Source organism: Rhizobium leucaenae USDA 9039 (genome assembly GCF_000426285.1).
Lineage (GTDB): Bacteria > Pseudomonadota > Alphaproteobacteria > Rhizobiales > Rhizobiaceae > Rhizobium > Rhizobium leucaenae.
The window spans coordinates 37,152-55,564 of sequence record NZ_AUFB01000012.1 but is presented as its reverse complement, the minus strand read 5'-3'; the positions used below and the strand labels follow the sequence as shown (position 1 = coordinate 55,564).

Here is an 18,413-nt window from a genome sequence, read left to right as displayed (position 1 = left end):
CTTCGCGCTGAAGAGATTGAATTGAAAGAAGAAAGCCGGGGTCTCGGCCCTCGGCTTTTTCATGCCGGACAGGCCTCGTCATGCCCATAGTCGATGCTGCCATCGGCTTTGAAGACATCCGGGTTCTTCGTGTAGCCCGGGCCGACCACAAGCGCCCTTGTCGGCAGCACGGTCTGATCGAGATCGGATTTCACCTCGGTCTTGATGGTCTGGATCGTCTTGTCTTTGGCATCGACCAGCTTGATCGAGACGGAATAGGGGCGGTCCTTGCGGACGCAGCGCAGATCCGGACTTTCGAGCGTGATCTTGTCCCAGAACGTATATATCTTTTCCCGCACTACCAGGGGATCGCCACCCATCGGATTCTCGAATTCCGCGACCGCCGTCGTCCCTTCCGGGATCGGCGCGATCTTTTTCAGCGTGATCATGTAGTTCGCGGTTGCGACACGATAGTCGAAGACGAAGAGCCGGCCGCTCAGTTCGGTCGGGCCGTTTTCGGCCTGCCGCTGGCAACCGGCAAGCGCAAGGCCCGCAATTGCGGCCATCAAAACGATTGCCTGGGTTCTCATGGTGCACTCTCCTCCTTCTTGCGGCGATAATGCCGGTTCGCCTTGGCGCGGTTGCCGCAGACCGCCATGTCGCACCAGGCCCGGCTCTTGTTCTTGCTGCGGTCGATGAACAGCCAGCCGCAATTGCGGCAGATTTTCATGCGGTCCGGATCCGGCATGGCAATGAGCCTCAGCGTCGAATGCACGGTTGCGGCATCGAGCCCATCAGACGACGCGGCCCGCCGCAGCACCTTCGACTGCGCCTCCAATAGATCGGCGAGCAGCGTGTCGGCGTCACGGTCGAGAACACGGGCGCGAAAATAGCCGTCGATCGCCTCACGCAGATCGATAAAGCCGGATTTATTCTCCTGCCGCACCGGCAAGATATCGCCGAACAAAGCCCGCTCGGCGCAGAAATTCACTGCCGCTTTCGGAAAACTTTCCATCTGCCCCTGCGCCTCGAAACGATCGATGCGCCGCTCGTCGTCGTGGCGCATTATGACGCTGTTGGCGACGTCCAGCGCCAGCGCACCGCCGGAAAACCGATGTGGGGTCCAGGAAAAGCTCATGCGCTAAATTATAACTGGTAAAATGGATTTTACTAGTTACTATTCGTCGACATCCGGAGGTTCTATGGCCTATCTCCTTCAACAATTGGCGAATGCCGTTCCGCTCGCCGCACTCTATGCGGCGTTGGCTTTCGGCTATGCCGTTGCTTTCGGCGTGATGAAGCGGGCCGATATCACCTATGGTGCGCTTTTCGCCTTTTCCGGTCAGATGCTGGTGCTGTTTACCGACGTCGGCTACACGAGGATGTTTCTCATTCTGCCGGCAGCACTCGCCTTCGGCGGCGCCATCGCGCTCGCTTATACGCTGGGGACGAGCTTTCTCATCGGCCGGTCGGTCATGCTGCCGCTGTCGCGCAAATCGCCCAATACGATCATCGTCGCAGCGCTCGGCATGATGATCATCTTGATGGAGACGGCGCGGCTGGCCTCCAATACGCGTGGCATCTGGCTGCCGCCTTTCCTGAATGACATGATCGTCTTCTGGGATAGCGGCAATTTCCGGGTCACATTGACCGAGATCCAGCTTCTCAACACGGCGCTGATGGTTCTGGTGATCCTCGGCGGAGCCTATGTGCTGAGATTTACCGGATGGGGCCGTATCTGGCGGGCGGTGACGGATGATGCGCTGGCGGCCGAGCTTTGCGGCACGAGTGCCAATCGCGTCTTTCTGCTGGCTTATGTCGCCTCGGCATTGGTCGCAACCGCCTGCGGCCTGCTCGCGACCTGCTATTACGGCACGATGGATTTCGGCGCCGGGCTGATGTTTGGGCTGAAGGTGCTGATGATAGCCGCTGTCGGCGGCTATTCCGATCCGCTGAAATCGGCTGGCGGCGCGGCGTTGCTCGGCCTGTTCGAGACCATGTGGGGCGCCTACGGACCGTTCCTGTGGCGCGACTTCGTGATCTTCTCGCTGCTCGTCCTGCTGCTGGTATTAAGCCGGCGGGAGCGTGTGGTTCCGTAAGGATCAGTCCTTATCCGCCCACTTGGCGCGCGCGGCATCGTCCGCATCCTTGGCCGAAACCCAATCGCCCTCTTTCCCGTCTTTCGCATGTTCCTTCTTCCAGAACGGCGCCGAAGTCTTCAGGAAATCCATGAGGAAATTGGCGCCGTCGAAGGCGGCTTGCCGATGCGAGGCGGCGGCGATGACGAGAACGATGTTTTCTCCGGGTGCAATTTTGCCGTAGCGGTGAATGGCGGTCAGGCCGCGAAGCTCGAAGCGTTCGATCGCGAGCGTCGCGATGCGGGTGATCTCCGCTTCCGCCATGCCGGGATAATGTTCGAGTTCCAGTGCACCGAGCGCTCCGCCCTCGTCGCGGCAGAGGCCGGAAAAGGTGACCACCGCGCCGATATCATGATGCCCTTCCGTCAGGCGGTCGATTTCGACCCGAAGGTCGAAATCCTCGCGCTGGACTTTGACGAATGGTGCAATCATTGGCAATTTCCTATAGCCCTCTGAAAGAGTTTGCGGAGACTCCCGGCCCTTCGCTAGGGCTCAGGGCGTTCGTCGCTGCAATCGATTCACTGGATCGATTGCTCGGGCTTCGCCCGACCGCTCCTCACCCACCTGTCATCGGCGGAAAAAGCCCGATCTCGCGAGCTCCGGCGATAGGCTCGTCGTGGTCGGCATGTTCCATATTGATGGCGACGCGGATCGCCTCCGGAAACTGAAGTGCCGTCTCGTATTCCTCGCCCAAGGTCTTCAAATGATTCAGGAGATCGCCCACGGTAATCACTTCGGCGGGAAGCGAAATCTCTTCCTCTCCCTTGCCGATCCGCTCACGTACCCAGGCGAAATAGACGAGCTTCGTCATCAGTCCTCATCCACGACATGCTTCAAACCGGCGCGGAAATAATCGTAGCCGGTATAGATGGTCAGCAGCGCCGCAATCCAGAGGAGGACGATGCCGGTCTCCGTCGTATAGGGTAGCACCTTGTCGCCTGCCGGCCCAGCCAGCAGGAAGGCGATGGCGACAAGCTGGGCGGTCGTCTTCCATTTGGCGATGCGCGTCACCGGCACGCTGACCTTCAGCGCCGCCAGATACTCACGCAGGCCTGAGACGAGGATTTCGCGGCAAAGGATGATGATGGCAGCCCAGAGCGACCACCCCGCAATCGTGCCGTCGGCCGCGACCAGCAGCAGGATCGCAGAGACCAGCAGCTTGTCGGCGATAGGGTCGAGCATGCGGCCGATATTCGACGTTTGATTCCAGATGCGGGCAAGATAGCCATCCAGAAAGTCGGTGATCGAGGCGACGATGAAGATCCACAGCGCGATCCAGCGCGCAAAGTCGGACCCTTCCAGTTTGCCTTCGATGAAGAAGCACAGGACGATCAACGGCACGCAGAGAATGCGGCCATAGGTGAGCAGATTGGGAATGCTATATGCGCGCGAAGCCATGGAAATCGTTTCGTTTCAGTTGTTTCACTGGACCAAAATGGCCTCCCCCAAGGCGTCATCTCTTTCCAGCTATTCGATTTAGCATGATCTTATCCAAAAACCGTCCCGCGCCTCTTGGGATCATGCCCTAGATGGCGGTGTGAGGAGCTTGCCGTCAATATTGTTTCTGTTTTTTCATCCTCATTACGTGGAATTTGCGACCAGCTTCTTTTATTTCGCGGCGTCCTCGTGAAAATGGTTGTACACCTGCCGCGCCACGGTTTCCGATATGCCTTCGACCGTCATCAGGTCGGATAGTGCCGCGCGTGATACGGCCTTGGCGGTGCCGAAGTGTTGCAGCAGCGCCCGCTTGCGCGAAGGGCCGATGCCGCCGATTTCATCCAGCGGGTTTTTCACCATTTCCTTCTTGCGTCGTGCCCGGTGCGAGCCGATGGCGAAACGATGCGCTTCGTCGCGCAGGCGCTGGATGAAGTAGAGCACGGGATCGCGTGGCGGCAGGGTAAAACTCTCGCGGGCGGGCGCAAAGAAGCGCTCGCGCCCGGCATCGCGATCGACACCCTTGGCAACGCCGATGGCGATGACGCTGTCGGTAATTCCGAGCTCTTCGAGAATGGCACGCACCGCCGTCATTTGCCCCTGGCCGCCATCGATGAGGATTACGTCCGGCCAGGCGGGGAAGGGCTGATCGGCGGCATCGACGGCTGCCGTTTCCGCATCAGGGCTGCGGTCCGGCTTGCCCTCTTCCTTCAAGAGGCGAGAGAAGCGACGGGTCATGACTTCGCGCATCATGCCGAAGTCATCGCCGGGCGTGATGTCGGTCGATTTGATGTTGAACTTGCGGTACTGGCCTTTGACGAATCCTTCCGGTCCGGCCACGACCATGCCGCCGACCGCATTCGTGCCCATGATATGGGAGTTGTCGTAGATTTCGATGCGTTGCGGCACGTAGGGAAGCTGGAACGTCTCCTTGAAGCCTGCGAGCAGCCGCGATTGCGAGGCAGTTTCGGCAAGCTTGCGGCCATGTGCCTCGCGGGCATTGGCGACGACATGATCGACCAGATCGCGCTTCTCGCCACGCTGCGGCACCAGGATGGTGACCTTATGCGCCGCCTTTTCGCTGAGGGCGGCGGCCAGCAGCTCGATCTCCTCCACCGTCTCCGACAGCAGGATCTGCCTCGGCACGGGCTTGTCGTCATAAAATTGCGCGAGAAACGCATTCAGCACTTCGGCGCCGGAAAGCGACGGATCGGCCTTCGGAAAATAGGCGCGGTTGCCCCAGTTCTGGCCGGTGCGGAAGAAGAAGACCTGGATGCAGGAAATGCCACCCTCGTGATGGATGGCGAAGACATCGGCCTCTTCGACGCCGGCGGGATTGATGCCCTGATGGCTCTGCACATGCGAGAGCGCCGCCAGCCGGTCCCGATAGACGGCGGCGCGCTCGAAATCGAGGTCTTCGGCGGCAGCGTTCATGGCTTCCGCCATGTGCGCCTTGACGTTCTGGCTTTTGCCGGAAAGGAAGTCCTTCGCCTCCTGCACCAGCTCGGCATAGCCCTCATCGCTGATTTCGCGCGTACAAGGCCCCGAGCAGCGCTTGATCTGATAGAGCAAGCAGGGCCTCGTGCGCGTCTCGAAAACGCTGTCGGTGCAGGTGCGGATCAGAAAGGCGCGCTGCAGCGAATTGATAGTGCGGCCGACGGCGCCCGCTGAGGCGAAGGGGCCGAAATATTCACCCTTGCGGGCCTGCGCGCCGCGATGCTTGAAGATCGCCGGCGCCCGATGATCGCCAGTAATGAGAATATAGGGAAAGGACTTGTCGTCCCGCAGCAATACATTGAAGCGCGGCCGTAAGCGCTTGATCAGATTCGCTTCCAGCAGCAGTGCTTCGGTCTCGGTGCGGGTGGTGACGAACTCCATATTGGCGGTTTCGCGCACCATGCGGGCGATGCGGTTGGAATGCACACGGCCCATCGCATAGTTGGCGACGCGCTTCTTCAGGCTGCGGGCCTTGCCAACATAGAGCACGTCGCCGTCTTCATTGAACATGCGGTAGACGCCGGGATTGTTCGGCAGGCGCTTGACGAATTCCGCGATCAGCTCGGCGCCCCGAAGACCGGTTTCGTTCTTGCCGCCTTCGTTCCAGTCGACAGGCACGACGGGGGAGGCGCCGGCATCGCCTTCCACCTCGACGTCGTCTTCAATGTCTTCTGATTCGTCATAGAGAATGCCGCCGTCGGGCAGCTTTCGTCCGTTCATTCCATGCTCTCCGACACGTCAGGCGTTTCCCAGGCAAGATGCTGGCCGCCATCGAGCGCTATCATTTGGCCCGTGATCGAAGGCGTGTCAAAAAGAAAGCGGACGGTGCGACCGAATTCCTCAAGCCCGGGCGCCACCTTCAATATGAGCCCATCGATCTGCGCCTGGAAGTCCTCTTCCGTCTGGCGGACGCTGCGCACCGTCGGACCGGGACCGATGGCATTGACCCGGATATCAGGCGCAAAACTCTGCGCCATCGTCTGGGTCGCCGTCCACAGGGCAGCCTTCGATAGCGTATAGGAATAGAAGCGCGGGTTCAGCGCCCAGACGCGCTGGTCGATAATGTTGACGATCAGCCCGGGGACATCCTTCGGAAGCTGCCGCACGAAATCCGCAGCGAGGATGGAGGGCGCGCGGACATGCACGGCAAAATGCGCATCGAACGCTTCGGCGTCGAAATGGTCGGCAGAATCGGTCTGAAAAACGGAGGCGTTGTTGACCAGAAGATCCAGCGGTCCAAGCTCTGAAACAGCCCTTTCGATCAGCGTTGATGTTTCCGCCGAATTTTGCAGGTCGGCCTTGATGGCGATCGCCTTTCTGCCCTGTTGCCGCAATTTCGCCACGACTTCGGCTGCCACGTCCAGCGATTGATTGGCATGCAGCGCCACCGCAAAGCCGTTAGCCGACAAATCCTCTGCGATCGCCCTGCCTATTCTTTTAGATGCACCTGATATCAGCGCGGTGCGTAGTTTTTCCTGGCTCAACTTCTCGCCTTTTCGTCGCCATTACCCAACTGGCACTCATATAGGGCTTCGATACACCACATGAAAAGATGCTTCTGCATCGCGATGGGCAGCAACAACTTATGTAAAGCTTCAGTTATATTTCGATTAAAATAAGTATACCTGCATTAACCAATCATTATGGTTAACAATTCCTCTGTTGCGTTGAAGCAACATCGAAATTCAGCCACCTCTGTGCCACAATGATATCATATTTTAGCTCTTCGAATTCCTCAATTGCATTCCAATTTCAGTCCCGATCCGGGAGGGACATCTTGTAATTGCTCGTGGTGCTTCGAGGTCAACAGTAGACGAAGAACACGGGACTGAAAGGAGAAAAATATGCGTACTCTCATCACGACCCTCATGGTCTCTGGTTTTGCTCTCGGCGGCTTCACTGTGGCTCATGCAGCCGACGCTGTGGAGCAGGTTCCGCAGCCGCCCGTCGCTCAGGAAGCCCCGCCGGTGGTCAACAACTGGTCCGGTTTCTACATCGGTGGCGCTGGCGACTGGAATGCCGGCCACTTCAATCACAACGGCAACTCCTACGCCTTCGGCGGTGACGCTTTCACCGGCTACAACTGGCAGCAGGGTCAGATCGTATATGGCGTTGAAGGTGACATCGGCTACGCAGACTCCGACTCGACCCGCAACGGCCTCACCGCCAAGAACGGCGTAAACGGCTCGGTTCGCGGCCGTATCGGTTATGACTTCAACCCGTTCATGCTGTACGGCACGGCCGGTCTGGCAATCGGCCAGAACAAGCTCGAAGACGCTACCTCGTCCGAAAGCAAGACGGCTGTTGGCTACACGGTCGGTGCAGGTGCTGAAACATTCCTGACGAACAACATCACGGCTCGCCTCGAATACCGTTACACCGACTACGGCAAGAAGGACTTCAACCTCGACTCCGGCAGCTTCTCGCGCGGCTATGACGAGCAGAGCGTTAAGGTCGGTATCGGCGTCAAGTTCTAATAATTTGATGGCATAATCTGACGAAAGCCGGGGTTCGCGCCCCGGCTTTTTCCGTTTCACGGTTCTGAATATTTAAGCGCGTCCTTCGGAAAGTCTGTCGAGGCGGCGCGCTTTCGTCGATTTCGGGAAGACTGAGGCTGTCTGCCAGAGCTAATGCATGTCGCGCAAAAGTGTGCGGCGGTTTTGCGAGAACGACATGCAAAAACAAAGAGCTAAAGCGTCGGAGCGAATCTGAAAGCTCGCGACGAGCTTTAAGCCTGCTGCGGTTTCATCGCCTGATAATCCGGAAAATGCTTCTCGAACTTGCCTGGCCAATCGATGAGGTCGGCGTGGTCCGCTTCCCACTGTCCCTCGAAGCGCAGTTGCAGATAGCCCAGCAAGGAGGCGAGTGCAAAATGCCCGCCATGCAGCTTCTTGCCGACCTTCGGCGGTTCGGCATTGAGATGGGCGAGCGTGCGGCTCACCTTCGTCCACTGCCGGCCGATCCAAGGTTGGTGCTGCTTCTCCTGATCGCGCAGGCGCCGCTCGTAGACGATCGACAGGAGGCATTCGTTGGTGCCGTCGCAAAGCGCTTCCAGCACCTCGGCCTCAATGCGTTGGCTATCCTTGGCAGGATAAAGCCTCTTGCCCTTCTGCCGGTGGAAATGATGCATGATCGCGCGGCTGTCGAAGATCGACACGCCGTCTTCCGTCAGCAGCGTCGGGATCTTGCCGAGCGGATTATTGTCGACCAGCACGGCCGGGCCGGCATTGGTGTCAACGTGGATTTCGGTGAGTTCGATGCCGAGATAGCGGGCTGCCATCCGCACCTTGCTGGAAAAGGGGGAAGGGGGCGAGCAGAGAAGCTTCATGGGATTACCTATGCGATGGGCGAAGAATATTAGTGTTCGCCACGCAACCAGAAGGCGCGTTGCGAGGCGAAGCGGTCCTGCGCCAGCATATCCTTCAGGGCTGGCAGCAATGCATGCAGCTCATCCTTCAGCGTAAATGGCGGATTGACGATAATCAGGCCGGAGCCGGTCAGGCCGGTGAAGCCCCGATCGCTTTTGACGGTCAGTTCCGCGCAGAGCATCTTGGGAATCTCCAATGCCTGCAGCGCCTCATGGAAAGCCTTGATCGGCGCATCCTTCTTGAGGGGATACCATAGGCAGTAGGTGCCGCCGGGAAAGCGGCGCCAGGCCTTCGCAAGGCCGTCCGCCAGCCGCTCATACTCACCGTCCTCCTCGAAAGGCGGATCGACCAGTACGATGCCGCGCTTCTCCTTCGGCGGCAGGTGCGCGCCAAGCGCCAGCCAGCCGTCGAGTTCGGTGATGCGCGCATGGTGATCGCCCTCGAACAACCGATGCAGCCGCTGGAAATCTTCCGGATGCAGCTCCATCGCCGATAGCCGGTCCTGTGGGCGAAACAGCATGCGGGCAAGCTTTGGCGAGCCGGGATAGAGCCGGATGCCGCCTTCGGGGTTGAGTTCCCGGACAGCGGTGAGATAGGGCTCCAGCAGATCGGCCACTTGCGGCACGAGCTCGGCCTCCAGCAGCCGGCCGATCCCATCTAGCCATTCACCGGTTTTCTGCGCTTCTTCCGACGAGAGGTCGTAGAGGCCGATGCCGGCATGGGTATCGAGGACGCGGAAGGCCTTGTCCTTGTTCTGCAGGTAGCGGACGAGACGGGCAAGCACCGCGTGCTTCAGCACATCGGCGAAATTGCCCGCGTGGTAGATATGCCGATAGTTCATTGTCGGTGAAGTCCGCATGAATTGTTGCGATGGGCCAGATTATGCCTTTTGGCCGGACAAGGCATGAAATATACAAACGCTATGAACATTGCGACCCCTATTCACGCCAAATCCCGGATCGGACACACGGCCTGTCCGCACGACTGTCCCTCCACCTGCGCGCTGGAGGTCGATCTGACGGAGGATGGCCGGATTGGCCGCGTGCGTGGCGCGGGCGACCATTCCTATACGTCAGGCGTCATCTGCGCCAAGGTCGCCCGCTACGCCGAGCGGCTTTACCATCCGGATCGCCTGATGAAGCCGCTGCACCGCGCCGGCGCCAAGGGAGAGGGTCGCTGGCAGGAAATCTCCTGGGACGACGCGCTGGATGAAATCGCCAATGCCTTCGTCAAGGCTGAGGCAAAAGACGGCAGCGAGGCGGTCTGGCCCTACTATTACGCCGGCACCATGGGCTGGGTTCAGCGCGATTCCATCAATCGTCTGCGCCATGCCAAGCGCTATTCCGGCTTCTTTTCCTCGATCTGCACCAATCCCGCCTGGACCGGATTCACCATGGCGACGGGTACGCTGCGCGGTCCTGATCCCCGTGAGATGGGCCTGACCGATTGCGTCGTCATCTGGGGCACCAACGCGGTCTCGACCCAGGTCAATGTGATGACCCATGCGGTGAAGTCGCGCAAGGAGCGCGGCGCCAAGATCGTCGTCATCGATATCTACGACAATCCGACGATGAAGCAGGCCGATATGGCGCTGATCGTCAAGCCGGGGACGGATGCCGCGCTCGCCTGCGCCGTCATGCACATCGCCTTCCGCGACGGTTATGCCGATCGCGCTTATATGGCCAACTATGCCGACGATCCGACCGGCCTTGAGCAGCATCTGAAGACGAAGACGCCGGAATGGGCGGCCGCGATCACCGGCCTGTCCGTCGATGAGATCGAAGCCTTCGCCAAGCTCGTCGGCACGACGAAGAAGACCTATTTCCGCCTCGGCTACGGCTTTACCCGGCAGCGCAACGGTGCGGTCGCGATGCACGCGGCAGCCTCGATTGCCACCGTGCTCGGCTCCTGGCAATATGAGGGCGGCGGCGCTTTCCATTCCAACAGCGATATCTTCCGCATGGATGCGAGCGAACTGACAGGCCGCTCGATGCTGGACGCCGATATCCGCATGATCGACCAGTCGCAGATCGGCCGGGCGCTGACCGGCGATGCCGTCGCTTTGCGCCATCGTGGACCTGTGACGGCCATGCTGATCCAGAACACCAATCCGGTGAATATTGCGCCCGAACAGCGGTTGGTGAAGCGCGGCTTTGCCCGCAACGATCTCTTCGTCGCCGTGCACGAACAGTTCATGACCGATACCGCTGAGATGGCCGATATCGTCATCCCCGCCACCATGTTCGTCGAGCATGACGACATCTACCGCGCCGGCGGTCACAACCATATCCTGCTTGGCCCCAAGCTGGTCGAGCCGCCGCCGACGGTGCGCAGCAATCTCTTCGTCATCGAGGAACTGGCCAAGCGCCTCGGCGTCGCCGATCGTCCGGGCTTCGGGTTTTCGGCCCGCGAGATGATCGACCGCATTCTGGAGCGAAGCGGCCTGCCGGATTACGATCATTTCCTCGAGCACAAATGGTTCGATTGCCAGCCGGCTTTCGAGGACGCGCATTTCCTCAACGGTTTCGCCCATCCCGACGGCAAGTTTCGCTTCTGTCCTGATTGGAGCAACCAGCCGGCTCCGAACCGGCCACCGGAGGCCGTCGGCCTGCTCGGCCCGCGTGTCGAGCTGCCGCAATTTCCGGATCAAGTCGACGTCATCGAAGTTGCCGATCCCGAGCATCCATTCCGGCTTGCCACATCGCCCTCGCGCAATTTCCTGAATTCGAGCTTTGCGGAAACGAAGACCTCCCGCCAGAAAGAAGGCCGCCCGGAAGTGATGATCAATCCGGCGGACGCCGCAGCCTTGGACATCGCCCATGGCGACCTCGTCCAGCTCGGCAACCTCAGAGGCGATATCCGCATCCACGCGCGCATCACGACGGAAGTGAAGCCGGGCGTCTTGATTGCCGAGGGACTATGGCCGAACAAGGCGCATGTGGACGGCGAAGGGATCAATGTTCTGACCGGCGCCGATCCTGTGGCTCCCTATGGCGGCGCTGCCGTCCACGATAACAAGGTTTGGTTGCGCAGGGATAGAGCATGAACAAGTTCGACAAGGCGAAGGTCGAGATCGTCAGCGAGAAGACGCTTTCCGATCAATGGACGCGACTCAGCACCTTCGACATCGACTATACGGATTCGGCGGGCGAGACGCATCGGGTGAAGCGGGAAATCTATCACCGCACGCCGGCGGCCTGCATCCTGCTCTACGACCCCAAGCGCGAAAAGGTCATCCTCGTGCGGCAGTTCCGTCTGCCGGCGCATCTCACTGGCTTTCCCGCCTGGATGATCGAAGTGCCCGCCGGTTTGCTCGACGGCGATCACCCGGAAGAGGCGATCCGCCGCGAGGCTATGGAGGAAACCGGCTTCCGTGTTCGTGATGTGCGCTTTCTGTTCAAAGCATTCACCTCGCCGGGCGCCATCACCGAAATCATCCATTTCTTTGCCGCCGTCGTCGATACTGCCGACCGCATCGGCGACGGCGGTGGGCTCGCCCACGAGCATGAGGATATCGAGGTGCTCGAAGTGCCGCTCGCAGAAGCGATTGCGATGATCGAAGCCGGCGAGATCTACGACGCCAAGACGATCATGCTGCTGCAGTGGGCAATGTTGAACAAGGCAAGCCTGAAATAGCGATCACTCCCATGAGCGTTGATCTTTCGGCAGGCGGCCCGTCGGATCGATAACCGCAACGCTGTGGGGGAATTTGTCAGACCACGTCCACAATACCAGGTTGCTGATCGCCGGCTCGGCGCGATGGGCGAATGATGGAACGAGCACGCCGGCATGTTTCGCGTGCAGCTTGTCATAGATGCCCCAGGAGTCTGGACGCCGGCCTTCCGACAGGGCGGTGGCCCAAGCCGAACCCATGTTCTCGAGGGAAATGCCCAATGCCTTGCGCTCGTCAGGGCTCGTCAGATCGGCAATCCCCTCGCAATCGATTTCGTAAGAGCAAATAGTCAGCGGATGAATCTTATGACCAAAGCCCTGGCTCGCCTCCGTGATGGCGCCTTCGATGGAAGTGGAAAGATAAAGCGCGGAAACGCCCTTTGGATTGAAGCGCGCCCCACGAAGGCCTGCGCCGTCGCCAGAGGTCGGGCTCATTGCCCACCGCGGATCGTGGGCACGATAACAGACGCCGGTGAACCTCAAGCAAAACCGCCAAGCGCAAGGTGATCAAGATAGTCGCGCAGCGCTGCCGCCTTGCCGCTCTTGACGATGCTCTCCGCGGTCCGGCCGCCGAAGGCGGGAATGGGTTCGGCACGATACCAGGCAAGCGCCTGCCGCTCGCTCCCGGCCCATTCGGAGACACGATGAATAATCTCCGCCATCTCGCCGATGCGGGCCGTGACAGTGGGACCCTGCGCCCTCGTCTTACGATGCAGCGTCGAAGTTGCCAGTCCCGCCGTTTCAGCCAGTTCACGCTTGGATATCCCAAGCCGCTCCGAAACTGCATCGATTTCCAGTGCTGGCCATGCCGCCATGCTCTTCTGCCTTTTATGCATCTTGTCAGATTCCTGTACAGAAAATCTGTACAGGATATATGACGTATAAGCTCCGTTGTCCACCTGCGGACACATGGCGAGCTGTCGGCGTCTGCGCGGAAAATCAATCTTGGGGAAGTCATACCCATGTCACGAATCGCGACTACCGAGGGGCGCTCGCCGGATAGGTTCGGACCACAGCCATACCTTCAAAACGATTGATGTTCTTTCAGGAGAAAGCCGATGTGGCTCAGCAATTTCACGCTTGTGCTTCCCGATGAAGTCGTCGATCAAGGGTCTGTTCGCATCGAGGATGGCGTGATCGCCGAAATCCGGCCTGAGCTGGCGGAGGCTGCGACCTTCGAGGGCGGCGGACGGCTGCTGATGCCGGGCTTCGTCGATCTGCACGGTGACATGATCGAGCGCGAAATCGCGCCCCGGCCGAATGCGACGATGCCGATCGATTTCGGTATTCATGAACTCGACAAGAAACTCGCCGCAGCCGGTATCACCACCGCCTATGCCGCCGTCTCCTTCGCCACCGAAAGTGTCTACGGCCACGTGCGTTCGCTGGAGACCACCTCCGCAGTGATCAAGGGCATCAACAGCCTGCGTGATCATCTGCTGATCGACCATCGGGTTCATGCCCGCTATGAGATCACCAATGTCGGCGCGGCGGCGACGCTGGAGCGGCTGCTGGAAGATGGTTTCGTCGATATGGTGTCGCTGACGGACCATACGCCGGGGCAGGGGCAATATAACAATATCGAAGCCTACCTTCTCAGCATGTCGGAGCGCCGCGGTATTACTCGGGAAGCTGCCGAGGAAGTGCTGGCCCGGCGTATCGCCTTGCGGCACGACCTGGATATCGAACACAAGCTCCGCGATATCATCGGCCTGTCCTTGAAGCACAAGCTGTCGCTCGCCTCGCATGACGATGACAGCGCGGAAAAGGTGGCTGAGATGTTCGATCTCGGCGTCACGATCAGCGAATTCCCGGTGACACTGCCGGCCGCTGAAGAGGCCCGCCGTCGCGGCCTCTGGACGCTGATGGGCGCGCCGAATGCCTTGCGCGGCCAATCCATGTCCGGAAATCTGAGTGCGCTCGATGCCGCCGGCGCCGGCCTGCTCGGCATCATTGCCGCCGATTATCACCCGGCCGCCTTCGTGCCGGCGATTTTCAAGATTGCTGAGGTTGCCAAGGGTGGTCTCCCGGCGGCGGTGGCCATGGCAACGGCTGGTGCCGCGCGGGCGGCGGGACTCACGGATCGCGGCGAGATCGCCGTCGGCCAGAAGGCCGATCTGGTGGCCGTCGAGCATGGCGTTGTTCACCGCATCCGTGCAACCTTCCGCAACGGCCGCGTCGTCTACAGCGACGGCACGCTTCATCCGCTGATGGCGATGTCTGCTTAAGCAAAGACAATTGAAAAGGGCAAATTGAGGCAATCCGCGCCCCCTCATCCGCCCTTCCGGGCACTTTCTCCCCGAGGGGAAAAGGGGTTTTGCTAAACGCTCAATCCCGACGAAAGTGCCTCACAGAGAGGATGAAGTTTTCGCCTTTGAACGATACGGGCCTCGTCGAAACGGGAGCATCGGCAGCGCTCCCTCCTTCTCGGGGAGAAAGTGCCCGAAGGGCGGATGAGGGGGGGCCGTCGAGCGCCGTAGTTGCCCTACTTAACCCACATCACCAAGCAGTGACAAAATCTGCCGTCCATGCGCGGCGGGCGCGCTGGCGAGGCTTATGGCTTTGCCGCCCTCCATCCTGACTTTGCCCTCCGCCAGCAACCGAAGCGACTGCGGATAGAGCTGGTGCTCGATCGTCAGCACGCGGGCGGCAAGCGTTTCAGCCGTGTCATCGGTCAGCACCGGCACGGCAGCCTGGCCGATCGCCGGGCCTTCGTCCATGCCCTCGGTGACGAAATGCACGGTGCAGCCAGCGATCCGCTGACCTGCATCGATGGCGCGCTGATGCGTGTGCAGGCCGGGGAAGAGCGGCAGCAGCGAAGGGTGGATATTGATGATCCGGCCTTCGTAGCGCTGGATGAAACGGCCCGACAGCAGGCGCATATAGCCGGCAAGGCAGATGATGTCGGGCGACAGCACATCGAGTTGCGCGAGGATCGCCTCCTCATGCGCGTCCTTGCTGGCAAAATCCTTGCGCACGAAGGCGAAGGTGGAGATGCCCTCAGCCGCGGCTTTCGCCAAACCGCCGGCATCCGCTTTATCGGAGATCACACCGACGATTTCGGCTGGATAATCCGAAGCCGCTGCAGCCTTGACCAGCGCCATCATGTTGGAGCCACTGCCCGAGATGAAGACGACGACGCGTTTGCGGGCCGAACTCATATCGCCAGCGTACCCTTATAGACGGTGCCTGCTGCGCCTTCATCGCGGGCGATCATGCGACCCAGCGTGACGATGCTTTCGCCTTCGGCTTCAAGCGCTGCCTTGACGGTTCCAACATTCTCGGCTGCGACGACGGCGATCATGCCGATGCCGCAATTGAAAGTGCGCAGCATTTCCTTGGCCTCGACGCCGCCTGTCTTGGCGAGCCAGGAGAAGACCGGCGGCACCTTGACGGCGGCCAAGTCGATCTCGGCGGAAAGATGCTTCGGCAGCACTCGCGGAATATTCTCCGGAAAGCCGCCGCCGGTGATATGGGCGAGCGCCTTGATGGCATGGGTCTCGCGGATCGCCTTCAAAAGCGGCTTCACATAGATGCGTGTCGGCGTCAGCAGGGCTTCGCCGAGCGCCTTGCCATCCGCAAAGGGGGCAGGCGCGTCCCAACCAAGGCCGGAGAGGCCGACGATCTTGCGCACCAGCGAGAAACCGTTGGAATGCACGCCGGAGGAAGCGAGCCCGAGAATGACATCACCTTCGGCAATGTCGCCGGACGGCAGAAGCTGCCCGCGTTCGGCTGCGCCCACGGCAAAGCCCGCAAGATCGTAGTCGCCATCGGAATACATGCCCGGCATTTCCGCCGTCTCGCCGCCGATCAGCGCGCAGCCCGCCTCGCGGCAGCCGGCCGCGATGCCGCCGACGATCGCAGCACCTTGATCGGGGTCGAGCTTGCCGGTGGCGAAGTAGTCGAGGAAGAACAAAGGTTCGGCGCCTTGGACCACGAGGTCGTTGACGCACATGGCGACGAGATCGATGCCGACGGTGTCGTGGTAATTCGCGTCGATGGCGATCTTCAGCTTTGTGCCGACGCCGTCATTGGCGGCCACCAGTACCGGATCGGTGAAGCCCGCCGCCTTCAGGTCGAAGAGGCCGCCAAAACCGCCGATTTCGCCATCGGCGCCGGGGCGGCGGGTCGAACGGACCGCCGGCTTGATCTTTTCGACCAGCAGATTGCCGGCCTCGATATCGACGCCCGCGTCGCTATAGGTCAGACCGTTTTTTCCAGACTGGCTCATGCTTTCGCCTCCGGTGGCCATCGTTCCAGTTGGAACAATTTTAATCGGGTCGCCATTGCATGACAGCAACCTTTATGCAAGGCGCCAGCGCAGGCAAACCCTCGATTTTCCCCGCTTCACAGTGCTCCAAGGCCGATTTCGGCCGCAGGCTTGACCATAATTGCGGCGTCATCCTATGTCCTAAGCGAGCGGCAGATAGGCGGCGAAGAGTGGGGAAGTCGATGGAGCAACATGTCAGCGGGGCGAGCCTCAAGCGCCAGATCATCTTCTGGGTGATCGTGCTCGTCGTCTTCATTGTTTTTCTCTATCTTTTCAGCTCGATCCTCTTGCCCTTCATCGCCGGCATGTCGGTCGCTTATTTCCTCGATCCGGTCGCCGACCGGCTGGAAAGGATCGGGCTCAGCCGCTTCATGGCGACGGTGGTGATCCTTGTTGCCTTCGTGCTGGTCTTTGCGCTGGCACTGACGATCTTCATTCCGATCATCATCAATCAGTTCAACGATTTCATTCAACATATACCGGGCTATGTGCAGCAATTCCAGAAGTTCGTCGCCCATACGCAAACGACGATGCTGCCGGATTGGATGCGCAATCAGCTCGGCGCCATCAAGGACAATTTCTCCAACATACTGTCTGATGGCCTGAGTTTCGTCGCCGGCCTGTTTGCGCAGATCTGGAGCTCCGGCAAGGCACTGGTCAACATCATTTCGCTGATGATCGTCACTCCCGTCGTCGCCTTTTATATACTGCTCGATTGGGACCGGATGATAGCCAAGGTCGATGCCTGGATACCGCGCGACCATGTCTCGACCGTGCGCCAGATCGCCAGGGAAGTGGATCAGGCGATCGCCGGCTTCATCCGTGGCCAGGGCTCGCTCTGCATCATCCTTGGCGTCTATTATGGCGTCGGTCTGTCGCTGGTGGGTTTGAACTTCGGCCTGTTGATCGGCCTGTTTGCGGGCATGATTAGCTTCATTCCCTATGTCGGCTCGCTCGTCGGCCTATTTCTAGCGCTTAGCGTCGCTTTGGTGCAGTTCTGGCCGGACTATCTCTGGGTCGGCCTGACGCTTGCCGTCTTCTTCACCGGCCAGTTCCTGGAGGGCAATGTGCTGCAGCCGAAGCTGGTCGGCGAAAGTGTCGGCCTGCATCCGGTCTGGCTGATGTTCGCCCTTTTTGCCTTCGGCGCGCTCTTCGGTTTCGTCGGTCTGCTGGTCGCCGTCCCGGCTGCAGCCGCCTGCGGCGTCCTTGTCCGTTTCGCCCTTTCGCGCTACCTTCAAAGTGACCTCTATTATGGACGCTCGGAAGCCGGCAAGGCGCGCAGAACCAAGGCCGGCAATCCTGAGAACAAATAGCATGACCGATGCGAAGAATGCTGATTTGAGGTGGAAACCCGCCGAACAGCTACCCCTGGCTTTTACGCACGATGCCGCGAGCGGCCGCGATGACCTGCTGGTTGCCGATCCCTTGAGCGCGGCGGTGAAGATCGTCGATTCATGGCCGCATTGGCCATCGCCGGTGGTCATTCTCGCCGGGCCGGTCGGTTCGGGAAAATCGCATCTTGCCAGTATCTGGCGCGAGAGAAGCGGTGCGATTGCCATTCATCCGCAAGCCGGCTCTGGAGCGGCGGTCGTGGCCGCGAATGGCCCGGTCATCTTCGAGGATGTCGATCGCCTGGGTTTCGACGACACCGAGCTTTTCCATGTCATCAACAGCGTCAGGGAAAACGGCACGGGCTTGCTGATGAGCAGCAGGCTTTGGCCGATGTCCTGGCCGGTGACGCTGCCCGATCTGCGTTCGCGGCTGAAGGCGGCGACCGTCGTTGAAATCGGTGAGCCGGACGAAGAATTGTTGTCGCAGGTGATCGTGAAGCTCTTCGCCGACCGCCAGCTTTATATCGATGACAAACTTGTCCTCTATATCGTCAACCGCATGGAACGCTCCCTAAACGCTGCCCAGTTGATCGTCGATCGGCTGGACCGCCTCGCGCTCGGCCGCGGCACGAGGATCACACGCATCTTGGCCGCTGAAGTATTGAACGAATTGGGTAATTCCGCCCCGGCCGATTGAGCGATGGGTGAACTGTCACAGTTCCGT

General features: G+C 60.1%; 20 protein-coding genes. 7 read left to right on the top strand and 13 right to left on the bottom strand.

Going from position 1 to position 18,413, the window contains the following annotated elements; translation table 11 throughout:
• Positions 1-59: 59 nt before the first annotated feature.
• On the bottom strand, positions 60-569 hold the full coding sequence (locus K290_RS0118650; RefSeq protein ID WP_028753350.1) for a hypothetical protein: 510 nt from the start codon (positions 567-569) through the stop codon (positions 60-62).
• A complete protein-coding gene (locus tag K290_RS0118645; RefSeq protein ID WP_028753349.1) occupies positions 566-1,117 on the bottom strand; it encodes a CGNR zinc finger domain-containing protein in 552 nt (183 codons plus the stop codon). Before K290_RS0118645 ends, K290_RS0118650 begins: the two co-directional genes overlap by 4 nt.
• A gap of 64 nt (positions 1,118-1,181) precedes the next feature.
• Here K290_RS0118645 and K290_RS0118640 point away from each other — a divergent pair, with 64 nt between their 5' ends.
• Positions 1,182-2,078 (top strand): branched-chain amino acid ABC transporter permease, encoded by an 897-nt coding sequence (locus K290_RS0118640; RefSeq protein WP_028753348.1) that lies wholly within the window; start codon positions 1,182-1,184, stop codon positions 2,076-2,078.
• A 3-nt stretch (positions 2,079-2,081) separates the two neighbouring features.
• Here the strand turns inward: K290_RS0118640 and K290_RS0118635 are convergent, their stop codons facing one another.
• The 5 genes from K290_RS0118635 to K290_RS0118615 all read right to left on the bottom strand — a co-directional run bounded on the left by K290_RS0118635 (position 2,082) and on the right by K290_RS0118615 (position 6,532).
• On the bottom strand, positions 2,082-2,549 hold the full coding sequence (locus K290_RS0118635) for a molybdenum cofactor biosynthesis protein MoaE (RefSeq protein ID WP_028753347.1): 468 nt from the start codon (positions 2,547-2,549) through the stop codon (positions 2,082-2,084).
• Positions 2,550-2,673: 124 nt separating this feature from the next.
• A complete protein-coding gene (moaD, locus tag K290_RS0118630) occupies positions 2,674-2,928 on the bottom strand; it encodes a molybdopterin converting factor subunit 1 (RefSeq protein ID WP_028753346.1) in 255 nt (84 codons plus the stop codon).
• Positions 2,928-3,515, bottom strand: a complete 588-nt coding sequence (gene pgsA / locus K290_RS0118625) for a CDP-diacylglycerol--glycerol-3-phosphate 3-phosphatidyltransferase (RefSeq protein ID WP_028753345.1) — start codon at positions 3,513-3,515, stop codon at positions 2,928-2,930. Before pgsA ends, moaD begins: the two co-directional genes overlap by 1 nt.
• A 210-nt stretch (positions 3,516-3,725) precedes the next feature.
• Entirely contained in the window at positions 3,726-5,768 is a 2,043-nt protein-coding gene (gene uvrC, locus K290_RS0118620) for an excinuclease ABC subunit UvrC (RefSeq protein ID WP_028753344.1), read from the bottom strand.
• Positions 5,765-6,532 carry an SDR family oxidoreductase gene (locus K290_RS0118615; protein WP_028753343.1) on the bottom strand — a complete coding sequence of 256 codons (768 nt, stop codon included), beginning with the start codon at positions 6,530-6,532 and terminating at the stop codon, positions 5,765-5,767. Before K290_RS0118615 ends, uvrC begins: the two co-directional genes overlap by 4 nt.
• Positions 6,533-6,892: 360 nt before the next feature.
• Between K290_RS0118615 and K290_RS0118610 the strand changes: the two genes are divergently transcribed.
• Positions 6,893-7,525: an outer membrane protein gene (locus tag K290_RS0118610; RefSeq protein ID WP_028753342.1), complete on the top strand. Its 633-nt coding sequence runs from the start codon at positions 6,893-6,895 to the stop codon at positions 7,523-7,525.
• Between the two features lie 251 nt (positions 7,526-7,776).
• Here the strand turns inward: K290_RS0118610 and K290_RS0118605 are convergent, their stop codons facing one another.
• The gene (locus K290_RS0118605) at positions 7,777-8,376 is read right to left on the bottom strand and encodes a glutathione S-transferase (RefSeq protein WP_028753341.1); all 600 of its coding nucleotides are present in this window, start codon (positions 8,374-8,376) and stop codon (positions 7,777-7,779) included.
• A 29-nt stretch (positions 8,377-8,405) separates the two neighbouring features.
• Positions 8,406-9,257: a 23S rRNA (adenine(2030)-N(6))-methyltransferase RlmJ gene (locus K290_RS0118600; RefSeq protein WP_028753340.1), complete on the bottom strand. Its 852-nt coding sequence runs from the start codon at positions 9,255-9,257 to the stop codon at positions 8,406-8,408.
• Between the two features lie 63 nt (positions 9,258-9,320).
• Here K290_RS0118600 and K290_RS0118595 point away from each other — a divergent pair, with 63 nt between their 5' ends.
• Both K290_RS0118595 and K290_RS0118590 read left to right on the top strand, forming a co-directional pair.
• A complete protein-coding gene (locus K290_RS0118595; protein WP_051264129.1) occupies positions 9,321-11,462 on the top strand; it encodes a molybdopterin-containing oxidoreductase family protein in 2,142 nt (713 codons plus the stop codon).
• The gene (locus tag K290_RS0118590) at positions 11,459-12,052 is read left to right on the top strand and encodes an NUDIX domain-containing protein (RefSeq protein ID WP_028753338.1); all 594 of its coding nucleotides are present in this window, start codon (positions 11,459-11,461) and stop codon (positions 12,050-12,052) included. Before K290_RS0118595 ends, K290_RS0118590 begins: the two co-directional genes overlap by 4 nt.
• Before the next feature lie 3 nt (positions 12,053-12,055).
• Here K290_RS0118590 and K290_RS0118585 read toward each other — a convergent pair whose 3' ends face one another.
• Together K290_RS0118585 and K290_RS0118580 are read right to left on the bottom strand one after the other, a co-directional pair.
• Positions 12,056-12,571: an RES family NAD+ phosphorylase gene (locus tag K290_RS0118585; RefSeq protein ID WP_028753337.1), complete on the bottom strand. Its 516-nt coding sequence runs from the start codon at positions 12,569-12,571 to the stop codon at positions 12,056-12,058.
• Positions 12,568-12,924, bottom strand: a complete 357-nt coding sequence (locus K290_RS0118580) for an antitoxin Xre/MbcA/ParS toxin-binding domain-containing protein (protein ID WP_154668633.1) — start codon at positions 12,922-12,924, stop codon at positions 12,568-12,570. Before K290_RS0118580 ends, K290_RS0118585 begins: the two co-directional genes overlap by 4 nt.
• A 222-nt stretch (positions 12,925-13,146) precedes the next feature.
• On the opposite strand from K290_RS0118580, the gene K290_RS0118575 reads away from it, so the two are divergent.
• Positions 13,147-14,316, top strand: a complete 1,170-nt coding sequence (locus K290_RS0118575) for an alpha-D-ribose 1-methylphosphonate 5-triphosphate diphosphatase (RefSeq protein ID WP_028753335.1) — start codon at positions 13,147-13,149, stop codon at positions 14,314-14,316.
• A gap of 261 nt (positions 14,317-14,577) precedes the next feature.
• Here the strand turns inward: K290_RS0118575 and purN are convergent, their stop codons facing one another.
• Both purN and purM read right to left on the bottom strand, forming a co-directional pair.
• Complete coding sequence (gene purN / locus K290_RS0118570) at positions 14,578-15,249, bottom strand: phosphoribosylglycinamide formyltransferase (RefSeq protein ID WP_028753334.1); 672 nt, start codon at positions 15,247-15,249, stop codon at positions 14,578-14,580.
• Positions 15,246-16,319: a phosphoribosylformylglycinamidine cyclo-ligase gene (gene purM, locus K290_RS0118565; RefSeq protein WP_028753333.1), complete on the bottom strand. Its 1,074-nt coding sequence runs from the start codon at positions 16,317-16,319 to the stop codon at positions 15,246-15,248. Before purM ends, purN begins: the two co-directional genes overlap by 4 nt.
• 221 nt (positions 16,320-16,540) lie before the next feature.
• Here purM and K290_RS0118560 point away from each other — a divergent pair, with 221 nt between their 5' ends.
• Together K290_RS0118560 and hdaA are read left to right on the top strand one after the other, a co-directional pair.
• Entirely contained in the window at positions 16,541-17,671 is a 1,131-nt protein-coding gene (locus K290_RS0118560; protein WP_028753332.1) for an AI-2E family transporter, read from the top strand.
• Between the two features lies 1 nt (position 17,672).
• Positions 17,673-18,386 carry a DnaA regulatory inactivator HdaA gene (hdaA, locus tag K290_RS0118555; protein ID WP_028753331.1) on the top strand — a complete coding sequence of 238 codons (714 nt, stop codon included), beginning with the start codon at positions 17,673-17,675 and terminating at the stop codon, positions 18,384-18,386.
• The last annotated feature ends 27 nt before the right edge of the window (positions 18,387-18,413 follow it).